17 protein-coding genes are annotated in these 15,907 nt (G+C 71.3%); 12 read left to right on the plus strand and 5 right to left on the minus strand.

Going from position 1 to position 15,907, the window contains the following annotated elements:
* Positions 1-203 precede the first annotated feature (203 nt).
* The 11 genes from EDD39_RS29095 (at position 204) to tgmC (ending at position 9,965) form a co-directional block, all read left to right on the plus strand.
* Positions 204-914: an LppU/SCO3897 family protein gene (locus EDD39_RS29095; protein WP_123561755.1), complete on the plus strand. Its 711-nt coding sequence runs from the start codon at positions 204-206 to the stop codon at positions 912-914.
* 381 nt (positions 915-1,295) lie between these two features.
* A complete protein-coding gene (locus EDD39_RS29100) occupies positions 1,296-2,966 on the plus strand; it encodes a recombinase family protein (RefSeq protein WP_123563428.1) in 1,671 nt (556 codons plus the stop codon).
* A gap of 331 nt (positions 2,967-3,297) precedes the next feature.
* Positions 3,298-3,534 carry a hypothetical protein gene (locus tag EDD39_RS29105; protein WP_123561757.1) on the plus strand — a complete coding sequence of 79 codons (237 nt, stop codon included), beginning with the start codon at positions 3,298-3,300 and terminating at the stop codon, positions 3,532-3,534.
* A 1-nt stretch (position 3,535) separates the two neighbouring features.
* Entirely contained in the window at positions 3,536-4,036 is a 501-nt protein-coding gene (locus tag EDD39_RS29110) for a hypothetical protein (protein ID WP_123561759.1), read from the plus strand.
* Between the two features lie 135 nt (positions 4,037-4,171).
* Positions 4,172-4,666: a phage terminase small subunit P27 family gene (locus EDD39_RS29115; RefSeq protein ID WP_123561761.1), complete on the plus strand. Its 495-nt coding sequence runs from the start codon at positions 4,172-4,174 to the stop codon at positions 4,664-4,666.
* Between the two features lie 165 nt (positions 4,667-4,831).
* A complete protein-coding gene (locus EDD39_RS29120; protein ID WP_123561763.1) occupies positions 4,832-6,052 on the plus strand; it encodes a helix-turn-helix domain-containing protein in 1,221 nt (406 codons plus the stop codon).
* Positions 6,053-6,146: 94 nt separating this feature from the next.
* A complete protein-coding gene (locus EDD39_RS29125) occupies positions 6,147-6,470 on the plus strand; it encodes a DUF7848 domain-containing protein (protein WP_123561765.1) in 324 nt (107 codons plus the stop codon).
* Positions 6,467-6,724: a hypothetical protein gene (locus EDD39_RS29130; protein WP_123561767.1), complete on the plus strand. Its 258-nt coding sequence runs from the start codon at positions 6,467-6,469 to the stop codon at positions 6,722-6,724. Before EDD39_RS29125 ends, EDD39_RS29130 begins: the two co-directional genes overlap by 4 nt.
* A gap of 900 nt (positions 6,725-7,624) precedes the next feature.
* Positions 7,625-7,888, plus strand: a complete 264-nt coding sequence (gene tgmA, locus EDD39_RS29145) for a putative ATP-grasp-modified RiPP (protein WP_244257346.1) — start codon at positions 7,625-7,627, stop codon at positions 7,886-7,888.
* Between the two features lie 11 nt (positions 7,889-7,899).
* A complete protein-coding gene (tgmB, locus tag EDD39_RS29150; RefSeq protein WP_123563429.1) occupies positions 7,900-8,853 on the plus strand; it encodes an ATP-grasp ribosomal peptide maturase in 954 nt (317 codons plus the stop codon).
* The gene (gene tgmC / locus EDD39_RS29155) at positions 8,850-9,965 is read left to right on the plus strand and encodes an ATP-grasp peptide maturase system methyltransferase (RefSeq protein WP_244257347.1); all 1,116 of its coding nucleotides are present in this window, start codon (positions 8,850-8,852) and stop codon (positions 9,963-9,965) included. Before tgmB ends, tgmC begins: the two co-directional genes overlap by 4 nt.
* Before the next feature lie 105 nt (positions 9,966-10,070).
* On the opposite strand, the gene EDD39_RS29160 is transcribed toward tgmC, so the two are convergent.
* From EDD39_RS29160 to EDD39_RS29170, 3 genes are read right to left on the minus strand one after another with little or no spacing between them, the layout of a single operon-like run.
* Positions 10,071-10,445 carry a VOC family protein gene (locus tag EDD39_RS29160; RefSeq protein WP_123561778.1) on the minus strand — a complete coding sequence of 125 codons (375 nt, stop codon included), beginning with the start codon at positions 10,443-10,445 and terminating at the stop codon, positions 10,071-10,073.
* Positions 10,442-11,128, minus strand: a complete 687-nt coding sequence (locus EDD39_RS29165) for a CatB-related O-acetyltransferase (protein ID WP_123561780.1) — start codon at positions 11,126-11,128, stop codon at positions 10,442-10,444. Before EDD39_RS29165 ends, EDD39_RS29160 begins: the two co-directional genes overlap by 4 nt.
* Positions 11,129-11,155: 27 nt before the next feature.
* Positions 11,156-12,736 carry an FAD-dependent monooxygenase gene (locus EDD39_RS29170; protein ID WP_123561782.1) on the minus strand — a complete coding sequence of 527 codons (1,581 nt, stop codon included), beginning with the start codon at positions 12,734-12,736 and terminating at the stop codon, positions 11,156-11,158.
* A gap of 117 nt (positions 12,737-12,853) precedes the next feature.
* Between EDD39_RS29170 and EDD39_RS29175 the strand changes: the two genes are divergently transcribed.
* Positions 12,854-13,423 carry a TetR/AcrR family transcriptional regulator gene (locus tag EDD39_RS29175; RefSeq protein ID WP_208765680.1) on the plus strand — a complete coding sequence of 190 codons (570 nt, stop codon included), beginning with the start codon at positions 12,854-12,856 and terminating at the stop codon, positions 13,421-13,423.
* Between the two features lie 304 nt (positions 13,424-13,727).
* On the opposite strand, the gene EDD39_RS29180 is transcribed toward EDD39_RS29175, so the two are convergent.
* The gene (locus EDD39_RS29180; RefSeq protein ID WP_123561784.1) at positions 13,728-14,246 is read right to left on the minus strand and encodes a hypothetical protein; all 519 of its coding nucleotides are present in this window, start codon (positions 14,244-14,246) and stop codon (positions 13,728-13,730) included.
* 93 nt (positions 14,247-14,339) lie between these two features.
* Positions 14,340-15,716: a cytochrome P450 gene (locus tag EDD39_RS29185; protein ID WP_123561786.1), complete on the minus strand. Its 1,377-nt coding sequence runs from the start codon at positions 15,714-15,716 to the stop codon at positions 14,340-14,342.
* Positions 15,717-15,907: the final 191 nt, after the last annotated feature.

The following is a 15,907-nucleotide window of genomic DNA, read 5'->3' on the forward strand; positions in this document are numbered from 1 at the left end:
CCCTTGCCGCCGCCCTCCGGGGGCCTCCCGCCGCACGCCGGATCGAACGCGCGCGCGGAACTGGCGTGCGGGTTGTCCTTCGGAGCCGCTACTCTCCGGCGAACCGTCGCGGGGCGCAGCGGAGTTCCGCTGCCGCCCGGAGCCGACGGCTCCCCCTTGCCGCTTCCCCGCGCGCCGTCCGCGTGCCCTGCCGGAGGAACTCCGTGTCCGTACCCGTCCCGCCCCTGTCCGCCGACCCGTCCGCGCCGCCCGCGGGCGCCGAGCCCGGCCCGGGGGGAGCGCCCGCCGGGCCCGGCTTCCACCCGGGCCCGTTCTGCCGCTTCTGCGGTTCGATGCCCGCCGTGCAGGCCACGGTCCGCGGCCACCAGGGATTCCTGGTGATGATGAGGTTCCTGCGCCTGCCCGGCCCGTTCTGCCGGGACTGCGGGACGGCGACCGTCCGGCGGATGACCGCGAACAGCCTGTGGCAGGGCTGGTGGGGCGTCGCGTCCATGGTGATCAACCCCGTCACCATGCTGATGAACCTGGTCACCTGGCTCAAGCTCCGGAAGCTCCCGGCCCCCGTCCCGGGCGCCCCGGGCACGCCCATGCCCACCGGCCGTCCGCTGTACCTGCGGCCGCAGGTCCTCGGTCTGCTGGTGCCGCTGGCGCTCGTCGGCGCGATCGTCTACAGCGTCCAGCAGGACCCGGAGTACGCCGCCGTCGGCGACTGCGTCCACAACAGCGGGACCACCTTCTCCCCGGACGTCTCGGTCGTCGACTGCGGCAGCTCCGACGCCGACTTCCGGGTGGTGGGCCGGTTCTCCACCTCCACCACCAGCGCCTGCAAGGCGGTCCCCGAGGCCCAGGTCGGCTACTGGGTGGAGAAGGGCAGCACCTCGTACACCCTGTGCCTGGCCCACCTCACCCACTGACGCCCCGGGCCGCCCGTCCCCGCACTCCAGCGCGGGGGCGGGCGGTCCGGCGTCCGCTCGCCGCACCGGCCGTCACCCACCTGCACGGCCTCGCCCCGACACGGTGAAACACCGGGTCGGGGCGTGATCCACCCGGCCCTGCCACCGCCTTCTGCAACGGCCCCACGGGGCAGAACGGCTAGGGCGCGCCGGCACCGCTCCCGCGGCCTCCGGCGGGGCTGCGCGGTGGGGCCAGGGTTCACAGGACGCAGAACTCGTTGCCCTCGGGGTCTCCCAACACACAGAACTGGACGTTCTGGAGTGTGAGAGATGGCAGCGGCATCTGTGCTGGTCAGGGGCTCGGAAGCTGATCAGTGGCAAGACGCGCTCCCCAAGTGGGACATGGAAGATGCGCGCAACCCCCTGTCCGGCACCGTGTTCACCGAGACCCTTCGGGGTGTCCGGTGCATCCGACTGTCCGTCCTCACGGACGAGACCACCAGCCCCGAGCGTCAGCGGGAGGCGTGCGACCACGTAGGCGCAGAGCTGCGGGTCACGTTCGGCGAGGGTGACGCACTGCGCGAAGCGGTGGACCTTGACGTCAGCGCGTCCAAGACCAGCCCGTGGGAGCGCCCGCAGCTACTCCGCTGGTTGAGCAACCCGCAGGCGTATGACGCTCTGGTGTTCTGGCGGTTCGATCGCGCCATCCGGTCCATGGGCCACATGTACGCCCTCGCCAACTGGGCACGCGAGCACCGCAAGGTACTCATCTTCGCCGAGGGTCTGGGCGGGGGTCGGCAGGTGTTCGACTTCCGCAACCCCATGGACCCCATGGCGGAACTCCAACTGTTCATGCTGGCTTTCGCCGCACAGTTCGAGTCGCAGTCCATCAGCGACCGCGTCAGCGGCGCACAGGCCGCCATGCGCAAGATGCCGCTTCGCTGGCGCGGCGGTGGCCGTCCGCCATACGGCTACATGCCCGCCCCGATGCCCGAGGAGTTCGGCGGCAAGGGCTGGACCCTGGTGCCCGATCCGGACGCCGTGGCGGTCATTGAGCGCATCGTCCGTGAGCTGCTGGAGGGCGCCACCGTGTCCGCCATCGCTGCGGGGCTCAACGCGGACGGCATCCTGAGCCCGCGCGATTACTGGGCCGACAAGATGGGCCGCGAGCGGGGCGGCAAGACCGGCGGGACCAAGGGCAAGCACGTGGTGCGGGAGACGTTCCAGTGGACCCCGGCGGTCATTACCCGGATGCTCCGTAATGAGGTGCTATTGGGCTGGAAGATGCACAACGGCGTGCCCGTGCGCGACGACCAGGGCAACCCGGCCATGTGCACCGAGACACCGATTCTCACCCGCGAGGAGTTCGACCAGATCGGCGCCGTTCTGGACGAACGCAGCATCAACAACAGCGACCGGTCCGACACGGAAGCGCTGTTGCTGCGGGTCATCCACTGCGATTCATGCGGCGGACGCATGTACCTCAACAAACAGGACGGCAAGCAGCCCACGTACAAGTGCAATTACCACGCCCGGGGCGACAAGTGCGAAGCGCCCGCGAACATCCGGGGAGACTGGGCAGACGAGTACGTGACAGCCGAGTTCCTGCGTCTGGTCGGCGGAATCCAGACCCGAACCACGGTGGTCGTCCCCGGCTACGACCCCGAACCGGAGTTGAACGCGACCGTGGCCGAGTTCACCGCGCACTTGAAGATTCAGGGACAGCAGAAGTCCAAGCACGCCGCGAACGAGTGGCAGAAACGGCATGACGCCCTGGACAGCCGCATAGCCGACTTGGAATCGCGCGAGAAGACCGAGCCGCAGCGCATCACCACGACCACCGGGCGTACCTTCGCCGACGACTGGAACACCGCCGACACGGCCAAGCGGCGCGGCATGCTCATTGACGCCGGAGTTCGCCTGAACGTCCGCCGGGGCACCCGTGGCGGGTGGCGCAAGCTCGACACCCGGCGCGTGGACTTCACCATGTCCGGGGAACTCGACCCGGCCGCCGAGGAACTGTCTGCATGGGATACCGCCACGGCTTCCGAGATGCTGCCCGCAGCCGCGTAAAGGCCCCATAGAGCCCCGTACAGCCCTGGTCGGCCCCCCGTGTCGGCCGGGGCTCTCTTGTGCCCGCAGACGGCCGCCTGCTGCCTCGGGCTCAGCCGGCCCCGGAGCGGCCGACAGCGGCAAGAGGGGTGATGGGTGGTGGTTCTTACCTATTTTTTTGAACACATAGAAAAAACTAAGAAAAAACAGAAACAGGACCACTCTCGCCACCCCGCCACCAGGACACGGCAATGTCCGCCCTTCCCTAGCGCCGAGGTAGAGCGGGCAAGGTCCGCTCCCCATACCTACCGGGAAAGCCCCGCCGTGGGCACTGACAAACGGAGAGAGAACCATGAGCGAGAGCTTGCACCGGGTCGGCTATCTGGACGGCCCCCGTGACAAGGATGCGATCCGCGCGGCCGAGTGGCAGTGGGACGCGCGCATGGAGAAGCTGGCCGCCCTCCGGGATTCGAACCCCGATATGTACGACCGCATGGGAACCACTGCCCGCATGTCCCTTGGCTACTACGAGAACGCGAAGAAGATTGCGGCTCAGTACGGGCGCGATACCACGAAGGGTGGCAAGTGATATGAGCGCCGAGATCGAGAAGGCTACCGAGCGGGTCGCCAAGCTGCGCGCACAGATCGATAAGGTATCCGGCCCGCTGGCTGACGCCGAGGCGCAGTTGCGTGCCGCCGAGGACACCGAGAAGGCCCGCCGGGCGGAACGTGAGATTGAGTACAGCCGACAGTTCGCCGGGACTTGGATGGGTCGGGCCGAGGAGGCCGCGAACTCGGGTGATGACGCCCGACAGCGGTTCTTTGACGCCCTGTCGGCGGAGCCCTGGTTCGCTGCGTATGTCGAGTACCGGGCCGCCAGGCACAAGCGCGGATACGTCATGACCGAAGCGCAGCGCGCACAGCGGACTATCGGTGAAGTCGTGACCGTACCCGAGCAGCGGTATTACGCGGCGCAGATCCTTGATGAAATCGTGGAGCACCTCGAAAAGGAGTCGGCGCAGCTCGCCGACGAATTCAATCAGAGTCTTGTGGCCCAGCGTGAAGAATACGTGGCCGCGCAGGGCGACTGAGCATCCCCGACTCGACCAGGGGGGTACTCCCCTCCATGGCCAAGGTTGATCGGCAGGGAGGGAAGAAACTCGCGCCGGAGCTGTGGCCATTCTTGGAACCCCTGAGCGCCGCCACAGCATGTGGGAGAGGAGACCATGGCCGACCGATACCGGCCCAAACCAGCGGCAATACGGGCCCGCGAAGGGAACCCGTCAAAGGCTGAGATCAGAGAAGGGGTGATTGTCCCTCGCGCCGTTCTTGCCGAACCTGATTGGCGAGACGTGTTCAAGGACTCGCCGGCCGCCGAAGTCCAAGCGGCCAATATCCGCTGTCGGGAAATGGCCTCGGCCGAGTGGCAGCGTATTGTGCCGATTCTCGAAGTAGCTGCGGGCCTCGGCGAGGTGGACCACTCGACCGTCAAGGATCTGTGCGTCTGCGTGGCCCGCATCGACCAGGCCGAGCGCGACCTGTCCGAACGCGGACTCATGGTCACGGCCGAGCGTGGCACGGTGAAGAACGGCGCCGCCACCATCGCAGCACAGTACCGATCCCAACTTGCACGCTACATCCGCGAATTGGGCCTGTCGCCGAGTGCTCGCGTGGCCATTGCGCCACCGGAGTCAGCAGACGACTCCGATATCTGGGACTGACCGGTCCCACCTTCCGCGAACGCCCCCGTCCCTTCCTCCCTCATCGGGTGGTTGGGGCGGGGGCCTTCTTGCGTTCCCGCTTGCTGCCCTGCCATCACTCGCCCCTTCCCACGTGCTCAGTTCGAGCTGGTGTTAGCCCGGCAGCGCTGGTCCTACTCTTACCCCATGGCTATGGCTGTCGATCCGGCGCTGTCTGTTGGTCAGCGCATCAAGCTTTTCAGGGAGCGCGCGGGCAAGTCCCGTGCCGTGCTGGCCGGGCTGGTAGGCCGCTCAGAGGGATGGTTGAAGGCAGTTGAGAACGGCCGCCTCCTGCCGCCGAGGCTGCCCATGCTCGTCAAGATCGCAGAACACTTGGCCATCGAAGACCTGTCGGCCCTGACGGGGGACGTGTCGATGCCCCGAGCATTGTTCTCCGGGGCGGAGCATCCGGCGCTGTCGGTGGTCCGGCGGGCCGTTGACTCGGCGCCGCTGGGCCTGGCGGGTGGCCCGGTCCCGAGCGTCAATCACGTTGCGGCTCAGGTGGCTGCGGCTTGGCAAGCTCGGGACTCCCGGGGCGACCACCGTACGGCTCTTGGGGACCTGCTCCCGGCGCTGGTATCTGCTGCCTCGGCCGCCGCATCGCACCCTGACTGCCCGGATCGTCGGCGCGCTGAGGTGCTGTATGCCTCGGCCCTGAATCTTGTCCAGATGTTCGCCGCCTACCAGGGGGATGGAAACCTGGTCTGGCGCGTGGCCGAGCGCTCCTTGGCAACCGCCCGAGCGTCCGGTGATGCCGTCGCCGTTGCGCAGGCTTGTTGGTTCCTGGTGGAGGCGTTCCGGAAGTCTGGGCAATGGGACAGCGCCCAGACGCTCACGGAGGAGGCTCTGCGGCTGCTGGGACCGGCCCGGGGTGATTCTCCGTCGCTTGCTGCGGCATGGGCAGATATGGCGTTCCACGCGGCCATTACGCACGCTCGCGCGGGAGAGTCGGGCGAGGCTTGGGGCTGGTTCGATCGAGCCGAGGAGGTCGCCAGGACCCTGCCGGTTGACTTCTGGCACTCGCCGACCTCCGCATCTGCGCGGGTAGTCCCGGTGCACGCTGTGACAGTGGCTGTCGAGCTGCGACAGGTCGGTACCGCCTTGCGGTGGGCTGACCGGCTGGCACCGGCAGAACTTCCTGCACGGCCGAGGCGGGCACGGCACTTGATCGAGGTCGCACGGGCATACGCCCTGCGGGGCGAGCCGGATTGGGTGGCGTCGCTGCTCACCGACGCAGTGGAGGCAGCGCCCGACACCGCCCGGTGGAACCACGAAACCCATGACTTGGTAAGGGGCCTGCTGGACGGTCCTCCGTCTGTTCGACCCGCCGCCCGTGACCTTGCAACCGCTACCGGGCTTGCCGCCTGACTGATAGTTAGGGGCACAAACTGTGCCTCTCGGCCGCCTTGAGTGCCCGTACCGTCCATGTGACGTGACGGGCACTCAGCGTTTTGGAGGCCGAATGAGCAGCATGCCGACCAGGGAACTCCCGTCGGTGCTGACGCACACGGACTGCCAGGAGACGAACCGGATCGTTACGCGGTTCGGGGGCTGGAAGTTGCGCCCGGATGACCCTCGGGCCGTTCCGGCGCGCTACGTCCTGTCCTGCGTGTCCGAGGACGAGGACGGCACCAAGTGCGGCGAGACGTCCCGGCCGAGTGCGGACGTGGGGGCCGTGGCGGAGTGGGCGCGCACGCACACGTGGCTCAACCAGGACCACCGGTCGTACAGCCTGGACGCTGCCTCGGTCCCGATGGTGCTGGTGCCCGAGGACGAACCGGCGTGAGCCGCAAGACCCTTGCTGCCTGCGCCCTGGCCGTGGCGGTCGCCCTCGGGCCCGCCGCTCTGGTGGTCGCCCTCGCCAGGCTCGACCCGTACGCCGCGCGTCGTTGGGTCTGGTGGTTCTTCGCCCTGGCAGTCGCCATGCTCGGCATCGTCTACGGCGGTGACTGGGAAACGTGGTGGCGCCGAAGACGTGCCGCCAGGCGGCCCCGGTTGCGGGTCACGGTGCGCCACGTTCGCCCCGGAGAGCCGCCGTGACGCTCGCCGCCGAGGTGTTGCCCACGCTGGCTGAGATCAGCGCGGGACGGCTGCCGGAGCCGCCCGAGACAGACGACGGGAACCCGTGGGCGGTCGGGGACTGCTGGCTCTACTGCGGGCGCACCTCGGTCCGCGTGCTCTGGCTCGGCTCGGTCACCGCAGCCGGCGGAGTCTCGGCCGGGCTTCTCGCCTGCGGCGACTGCGTATCGACCCTGCACCGCAAGGCAGTTGCTGCGATGGCCGCACGGGACAAGTCCGCGACCGAGCGCACCCACCGCGCTCGGCATGCGCGGCCCCGGTCGAGATGGGGCACCAGGGCTCAGCGGTAACCCGGCCCTCGACTCCCGGCGTTGCCTGCGTTGCGCCGGGCTGCACAACCCCCGCCCCGGTGACGGGACTTGGACGGCCCGGACGACCGGGGCGGGGTACAGACGGATCACGGTATGGAGCGGAGATGCGCGAGTGCCCCGAGGGCGCCGGACACGAGGTCGAGACGACCATGGAACCGGGTGCCTTGTTGAGCGGTCCGGGCGGGCCGGTCTGGCGGTGCCTGACGTGCGGCCGGTGGGGCGGTGTCATGACCGCCGAGTGGGCCGCGTTGTTCCCGGGCGAACCGGTGCTGTTCCCCCTGGGGTGGACGCGCCCCGGCGACTCGGCCCCGCTCCGCAAGGCACGTCCCCTCGGGCGCGGGTAGCCGCACCCCCACGAACTCCCGTTCCGGCGGGCGGGGAAGGGTCAACACCCCCGCCGGGACGGGCCCAACCCCCGCTCCGGGCACATCAACCCCCGTGCCCGGAGCGGGGCACAATCCCACCTTGCCTGTTCCCGCCCGGCAACAGGCTGGAGCGGGCAAGGTGGGTCCTTCGCACCTCCGAGCAACACCGAGACGTAGGAGGAAAGTTGAGCACCGCTACCGAACTCGCCCCCGCTGCCCCGTGGGGCATGGGGCGCATGGCGCCGTTGCGCAACGGCGAGCCGTCGCAGTGGCAGTACGCCGGGCTGGACCCCGCGACGCAGACCGGTCTGTGGTTCGGCGAGGACGGCACCATGAGCCCTGCCGAACTGGGCAAGCACGGCACGTCGGTGGGCACCTACCCGCCCACCCAGGTCGGCAAGGACGGCAAGGTTGACGGCGACTCCGGTCACGACGCGACGCAGGACTAGGAGGTAACGCCATGGACGGACGCCCGGTGCTGGTCTCCACCGAAGCCGAGGACCCGACCGCCGATCTGGTCATAGCGGAGTTGAACCGGCGCCGGGTGCCCGTCCTCCGGTTCGACCCCGGACGAGACTTCCCGACCCGCGCCACGCTGGCCGCTTCGATCACGGCGGACGGATGGTCGGGAAGTCTCACGGTGGGCAAGCGCACCGCCGATCTCTCCGGTGTCCGCGCGCTCTACCACCGGCGGCCGAACCCGTACACGCCGGACACCGATCACCAGGCCGACCGGTTCGCCGCGCAGGAGAACCGCCGGGGGCTGAACGGGGTGCTTGGCGCGCTTCCGGGCTGTCTCTACCTGAGCCACCCGCAGGCCATCGCCCGCGCCGAGTACAAGCCCGCACAGCTCTCGCTCGCCTCCCGCCTCGGGCTGCCGGTCCCGGCGACGCTGATCACCAACAACCCCGCCGATGCGAAGCTGTTCGCCGCCGCGCAGCCCACGATCTACAAGCCCTTGCATGCCGGGGCCTACCACGTGGACGGCGAACCCGCCGGTATCTGGGCGGCGTCGGTCGAGCCCGGGGAGATCACCGACGCCGTGAGCAAGTGCGCCCATCTCTTTCAGGCGCAGGTGCCGAAGTCCGGCGACGTGCGCGCCGTGGTAGTCGGGGATCAGGTGTTCTGTGCGCTGATCACCGCTCCTCCCGGGGTGCTCGACTGGCGCAGCGAGTACCGGAGCCTGATGTACGAACCCGTGGACTGCCCCGCGCCGGTACGAGCCGCTCTGCTGCGGTTCATCGGTGAGTTCGGCCTGCGTTTCGGGGCGTTCGACTTCGCCGTGACCCCCCAGGGTGAATGGTGGTTCTTGGAGTGCAACCCGAACGGTCAATGGGCGTGGCTGGAGCACGCGGCGGGCCTGCCAATCACGTCCGCAATCGCCGATCTTCTGGAGAACGGAGTAACCGAGTGAACGAGTCCGAAGGGCTGCGGGCGGTGCTGGCCGCACAGCTCAGGGAAGCGGGGGCGATCCTGACCGCCGAGTGGGAAGCGGCCGTGCTGGCCGTCCCGCGTGAGGCGTTCCTGCGTGACGGCTGGTTCGAGTACGACGGCGACGGCTGGTACCGGCCCGTGTCGCTGGAGAAGTCGCCCGAGCTGATCGGCCGCGTGTACGAGGACGACACGTTGGTGACGCAGCTCGCCGGCTGTGTGGTGCCCCGACAGGTCGAGGGCCGGTTGGCGCAGGTGCCCACGTCGTCTTCGACACTGCCCGGCCTGGTGGTCCGGATGCTCGAAGACCTGCGGGTGCAGCCCGGCATGTCCGTACTGGAGATCGGCACCGGCACCGGCTACTCAACTGCGCTGCTGACGCACGTCCTTGGCGACGACAAGGTGACATCAATCGAGGTGGACGCGGACGTGTCGGCTCGGGCGTCCGTGGCGCTGGGCGGACTCGGCTACTGGCCCGAGCTGGTGACCGGCGACGGGCTCGCCGGGTACGCCAAGGGCGCACCGTATGACCGGATCATCGCCACGTGCGGGGTCCGGACCGTTCCGGCCGAATGGATCGCACAGACCCGTCCGGGCGGCGAAATCCTGGTGACCGTGGGCGGCTGGATGAACGCCTCAGAGCTGGTGCGGCTCACGGTGGCCGAGGATGGCACGGCAACCGGTCCGGTGCTCGGCGGCAGTGTGTCGTTCATGCTCGCCCGCCCGCACATGCCCCCGCCACTCGGCATGCTGCCCGCGCTCGATCAGGGCGAGGCCCGTCCGGCGGGGATCGGCGCTGACGTGCTCGACCAGTGGGCGGTCCGGTTCGTGGCGCAGTTCGCGGCGCCCACGGCGCAGTACTTCGCCATGCCCCGAAACGGACGCACCGAGCACGTGTTGGTGGACGTGGACGGCGGGTCATGGGCCGTGGTGTTCGAGGACGGGGGCCGGTGGCTGGTCCGGCAGGGCGGGCCGGTCCGGCTCTGGGACGCGGTGGCCGAGCTGATCACCCGGTGGCGCGTTGCGGGTGAGCCCACTGGCGAGCGGCTGCGGATGGTCGTCAGCCCCGAGGGCCAGCGCATCGAGTGGGACTGATCCCGGAAGCTGGGTCCCTGCCCGGTAGGTCCCACGTACGACGATGCCCCGTGCGGTCTCTCTGACCGTGCGGGGCCTCTTGCATGCGCTGACGTGACGGTAAGCTCAGCAGAACTGGTAGTCACGTGTGTTGGGGTCCGCCATCACCACCCAGCTGCGGTCCGGCCCCTGGCCCACGTCCGCCGGGGTGGCGCCGAGGGCCAGCAGCCTGGCCACCTCCTGGTCGGTGGCGGCGTCGATCGGGCTGATGTCGAGGTGGAGCCGGTTCTTGCCGCCGCGCCCCTCGGGCACCCGGACGAACAGCAGGGTGGGTGGCATCTGCCGGGCCCGGACGTCTTCGGCGGTCGGCACCCAGGAGGCGATCTCGACCTTGTCCCCGCCCCGGTCGATCACCTGGAAGTCCAGGGCCGCGCACCAGAAGGCGGCCAGCCGCTCGGGGTCGTGGCAGTCGACGACCAGTTCGGTGAACCTGCTCGTCATGACGCTCCGTCCGGTGCCGAGGGGGTGGGCGGGAGGGGCTCGCGGCCGGGCGCCGCGGCCGCGAGTTCGTCGACGGTCCCGGACATGACCGTGCGCAGGTGGGCGGTGAGGTGCGGCAGCGGCCAGTCCCACCAGGCCAGGGCCAGGAGGCGGTCGACGTCGGCGTCGCCGTGGCGGCGGCGCAGCAGCCGGGCGGGGTTGCCGCCGACGACGCCGTAGTCGGGCACGTCGTCGACGACCACGGAGCCGGCGGCGACGATCGCCCCGTGGCCGATCCGGACCCCGGGCATCACCACGGCCCCGTAGCCGAGCCAGACGTCGTTGCCGACGGTGGTGTCGCCGCGGCCGGGCAGGCCGGTGAGGAGGTCGAAGTGGTCGGCCCAGGAGCCTCCCATGATCGGGAAGGGGAACGTCGAGGGGCCGTCCATCCGGTGGTTGGCGCCGTTCATGAGGAACCGCACGCCCTCGCCGAGCGCGCAGAACCTCCCGATGACGAGCTTCTCGGGCCCGTAGTGGTAGAGGACGTTGCGACGCTCGAAGGCGGTCGGGTCCACCGGGTCGTCGTAGTAGGTGAACTCCCCCACCTCGATCAGGGGGGAGGTCACCAGTGGTCGGAGCAGCACGACCCGGGGCTGGTCGGGCATCGGGTGGAGCACGGTCGGGTCGGCGGGTACGGGCGGCATCGGTGGCGGCTTCCTCTCCGGGCGGGGTCAGACCTGGTCGGGGCGTTCGGCCGCCTCGGGGCGTTCGGCCGCCTCGGGGGCGCCGAACCAGTGGGCGAGCGCCGCACGCAGGGTCGGGGCGGCGCTGTCGGCGGGCTCCCCGACGGCCGCGGCCCAGGCAACGTGCGCGTCCGGGCGGACCAGGACGGCGTCGGCGATGCGGTCCGCGGCGGTGGCGGTGGCGGTGCGGACGTCGACGCGGGAGCCCCAGTCCGCTGCCGCGCGGCGGAGGTCCGCGCGGTCGGCGAGGTCCAGGAGGACGGGTCGCGCGGTGGGCAGGAGGCCGCCCCTGCCCGCCGTCGCCGGGTCGGCGGACGCGGCGGGGCCGGGGAGGAACGCGCCGGCCATCGGGTGGTGCCCGGACGGCCCCGGCACCGGGTGGCGGACGTCGGCTCCGGCGACGAGTGCCGCGGTGCGGCGCAGCGGCTGTTCGTCGGTGAGCAGTTCCTGGACGAGCTCGCGGAGCGCTTCGGCGGCGGGGTCGGTTCCGCGGCGCAGTGCCACCTGGGCCTGGGCGTGGAGCATGGTGCGCGCGTTGGCGGAGCGCCGTTCGTCGTGGTAGCTGTCCAGCAGGCCGTCGGGGGCGCGGCCGTGGAGGGCGGCGGCCAGTTTCCAGGCCAGGTTGACGGCGTCGAGCATGCCCGCGTTGATCGCCACGCCGGTGGCCGGGAAGAGGTGGGCGGCGTCACCGGCCAACAGGATCCGCCCGTTCCGGTACTGCTCGGCGTGCCGGGCCTTGAAGGTGAACCGCGACAACCGGACCGCCTCGCGCACGGGGATCCCCGCGCCGAGGACGCGGCGCAGGCTGTCCTGGAGTTCGGCCGCGGTCATCGGGGTGTCGTCGTCGTACTCGTCGGCCTCCTCCTCGACGGTGTAGAGGGAGACCACGGGCGAGCCGGGCGATGCGCCGACTCCGAGGAGGCCGCGCTCCGTCCGGGTGAAGCCGCCGCGGACCGTGCCGAGGCCGGGGACGTCGAGGTCGCCGTTGCCGTGCACGGTCACCGTGTCGGGGAGGGTGACCTGGGCCAGCCGGTTGACCTCCGGGTAGGCGGTGCCGGGGAAGGCGATGCCGGCTCCGTCCCGGACGGGGCTGCGGGCGCCGTCGCAGCCCACCAGGTAGGCGGCGTCCACCCGGTACGGCCCCTCCGGGCCGAGCACCTCGACGCTCGCGCTCCGCCCGTCCTGCCGGACGCCGGTCACCCGGTGCCCGCGGCGGACCTCGGCCCCGAGTTCGGCGGCGCGTTCGTCCAGCAGTTCCTCCAGGCGCTGCTGCGGGAGGGGCAGGGCGCGCAGCGGCGGGTCGGCGAGCGCCGTCAGGTCGAGGTGGATGCCGCCGAACGGGAACCTCGGGGCCGGGGCGGGGCCGGGGCAGGCGGCCTCGAACCTCTCCAACAGGCCGCGGTGGCGCAGCAGTTCGAGGATCTGCCCGCCGATGCCGCCCGCCTTCGGGGTGTTCCGGCGGACGGCCTGCCGCTCCAGCACCAGGGGGCGCACCCCGGCCAGGCGCAGTTCGCAGGCCAGCATCAGCCCGGTCGGACCCGCGCCGACGACGATCACTTCGGTGTCCATGCACTCCCCTTACCGGCGCGACCCGCACCGGAACGGCACGTGTCGTGCCGGAAAGCAAAGTGCATCCTCCGCGACCTCGTCAAGTACGGCACGTGCCGTGCCGTTAGGATGAGGGGCATGACCGTTTCCCCCCGCGGCTCCGCCCGGACCGAGGCCATCATGCGGACCGCCCTGGAACTCGGCCGGGAGACCGGCTACGCGAAGCTCAGCATGGAGGCGGTCGCGGCCCGGGCGGGCGCGGGCAAGCACACCCTCTACCGCAGGTGGCCGTCCAAGGGCGCACTGCTCCTGGACTCCCTGCTCCACCTGCACGCGCCCGACCTCGACTACCCCGACACCGGCGACGTCGTCGCCGACCTGCGCACCCAGATCCACGCGGCCGTCGACCTCCTGGGCAACCCGCCCTTCGGCCCGTTGTACCGGGCCCTGATCGGCGAGGCCCAGCACGACCCCCGCCTCGCCGCCGACCTCAACGAGCGCTTCGTCACCCCGCAGACCGAGAAGACCGTCGCCCGGCTGCGGACGGCCCGGGAGCGCGGCGAACTGTCCCCCGCCTTCGACCTGGACCTGGCCATGGCCGTCCTCTCCGGCCCGCTCTACTTCCGGCTCCTGATCACCCAGGAGCCCCTGACCCACGCGTACGTCGACCGCCTCCTGCGCGCGCTCTTCGACGGCATGGGCGCCTAGAGGTCGCTGCAGGAGGGAGCGGCAGGGCGGCGCGGATCCCGCTCCGACCCGGTGTTTCATCCCGTCAGGGCGAGGTCTCGCCTCTCAGCACCCCACCCGCACAAGGGAAATGCCCCGGGGCCCGGACCGGCCGCCTTCCCGGACCGGCCGCCTTCCGGGGCGGGCCGCCTTCCCGGACCGGCCGCCTTCCGGGGCGGGCCGCCTTCCCGGACCGGCCGCCTTCCGGGGCGGGCCGCCTTCCCGGACCGGCCGCCTTCCGGGGCGGGCCGCCTTCCCGGACCGGCGTCCCCCGGCCCGGCGGGCGTCACTCCTGCTCCGGGCCGGGCCCCCGCCCGCCGGTGCCCTCCTCGTCCGACCCCGGGCCGTCCCGGTGGGTGAAGGCCAGGGCGCTGCCCACGACGCCGATGACGATCAGCGCGACGGCGATGCTGACCCCGCCGGAGTCCTCCCAGTAGACGTCGCTCAGGTTGATCAGGTTGGCGGTCTCGTCGATGATCAGCGCGGTGCCGATGCCGTAGGCCAGGCCCATCCAGGTCCGCCAGCGCGGCGAGCGCTCGACCAGGCCGAGGGCACCGACGACCATCAGGACGAGGATGCCCCACACGTAGTGGTGGAGGTGGACGCCGCCCGCCGAGACGTTCCCCACGCCGGCGGCGTCGATGTGGATCAGCCAGGTCAGCAGCCGCAGGAAGCCGAAGGTGAGGGTGAAGCCCCACCACGCGAGCACCAGGCCGCGGCGGGTGGGCGAGACCTCCCGCCAGTGGCGGGGGCGGCGGCCCCGGTCCGGACGGGACGACTGCTTCTGCTGCGGAGGTGCGTCCATCCGCCGACCCTAGGGCCTCCGCCGCCGGTCCGGCGGGAGGGCGCGCACCTTCCGGAGCCGGGCAGCGGGGGGGGCCGCCCGGCCCGGGTCGCGCTAGCGCGGGGTCAGGGAGACCCGGACCGGGCCGTGCAGTTCCAGGGTGATGCCCTGGCCGAGCGGGACGTCGTGGTCGACGGCGGTGACCTCGAAGTCGCGCAGCAGGACGGCCAGCGAGAGGACCGACTCCAGCATCGAGAAGTGCTGGCCGATGCAGGCCCGCGGGCCGCCGCCGAACGGGAACCAGGCGTAGCGGTGCCGGGCGGCCTCGCGTTCGGGGGTGAAGCGGTCGGGGTCGAAGCGCTCCGGGTCCTCCCAGTGCGCGGGGTGGCGGTGCGTCACGTAGGGGGCGACCAGCACGTCCGCGCCGGCCGGGATCTCGACGCCGCCCACCGTGGTGGCCGCGACGGCCCGCCGGCCGATCGAGGGGGCGGCCGGGAAGAGCCGCATGGTCTCCTTCAGCACCCGGGTCAGGTACGGGAGTTCGGCGTAGTCGGCGGCGGTGGGGCGGCGGCCGTCGGCGAGCAGGCCGGCGGCTTCGCGGTGGGCCAGGGCCTGCTGCTCGGGGTGCTTGCCGAGCAGGTGCAGGGCGAAGGTGAGCGAGGTGGCGGTGGTCTCGTGGCCGGCCAGCAGGAAGATCAGCACCTGTTCGCGCAGTTCGGTGGCGTCCAGCCGTTCGCCGTCCTCGCCGCGGGCGGCGGCGAGCAGCCCGAGCAGGTCGTCCGCCCCGCCATCGCCGCTCCCGTCGCCGCTGCGGCCCTCGGCGGCGCGGCGGGCGATGATGCCGTCGCACACCTCGTACAGCGCGCGTTCGGCGGCGAGCGCCTTGCGGTGTCCGGGCAGCGGCCACGCGCGGGGCAGCCGCAGCGGGGAGAAGCCGCGGTCGCGGACGAAGCCGTTCAGGACCGGGAAGGCGTGGTGGACGGTCTCGACCGCCTCCTCGACGTCCTGGCCGAACAGGATCCGGGCGACGGTGCGCAGCGCGAAGCGGTTCATCTCCTCGCCGAGGTCGACGGTGCGGCCGGGTTCGGCGGCCCAGCGGGCGGCCAGCGCGGCGGTCTCGGTGCCGATCGCGTCGGCGTACTGGTCGACCCGGCGGCGGGTGAACAGCGGCTGGACCAGGCGGCGCTGGCGCAGGTAGTCGGCGTCCTGGGCGGTGAGCAGGCCGTTGCCGAAGCTCTCCCGGATCTCGCCGTAGAAGACGTTGTCCTTGCGGAAGTTGGCGGCCTCGGTGGCCAGCACCTGCTGGGCGCCCTCGGGGGAGAAGACCATCCAGAGCTCGGCCCGCAGCCCGGGCGGCCCGGCCTGCACCCGGACCACGTCGCCGTGGTCGCGGTGGGCGGCGAGGTAGGTGCCGAGCGCGTCGCGCCTGAGGTCGAGCAGAGAGCCGATCAGCGGCAGCCCGGGCGGGCCGGGCACGCGGGTGGCGGTCATGGGATCCCCTCCGTCGGCGGGCGAACCCCCGTTCGGCGGCGGTTCGCTGAAACCGCGTCAGTATCCCCCGGCCCGGCGGACCGGCGCGAGGGCGCACCCGGCCGGGCCGGTGCGGGTCCGGTTCACCTCCCGCGGGGTGTTGAGGCATTGCACATGCAACCCTTAAGTTCGCCTTAAGGTCGCTTGTGCAA

Origin of the sequence: Kitasatospora cineracea (assembly GCF_003751605.1) — a bacterium.
Lineage (GTDB): Bacteria > Actinomycetota > Actinomycetes > Streptomycetales > Streptomycetaceae > Kitasatospora > Kitasatospora cineracea.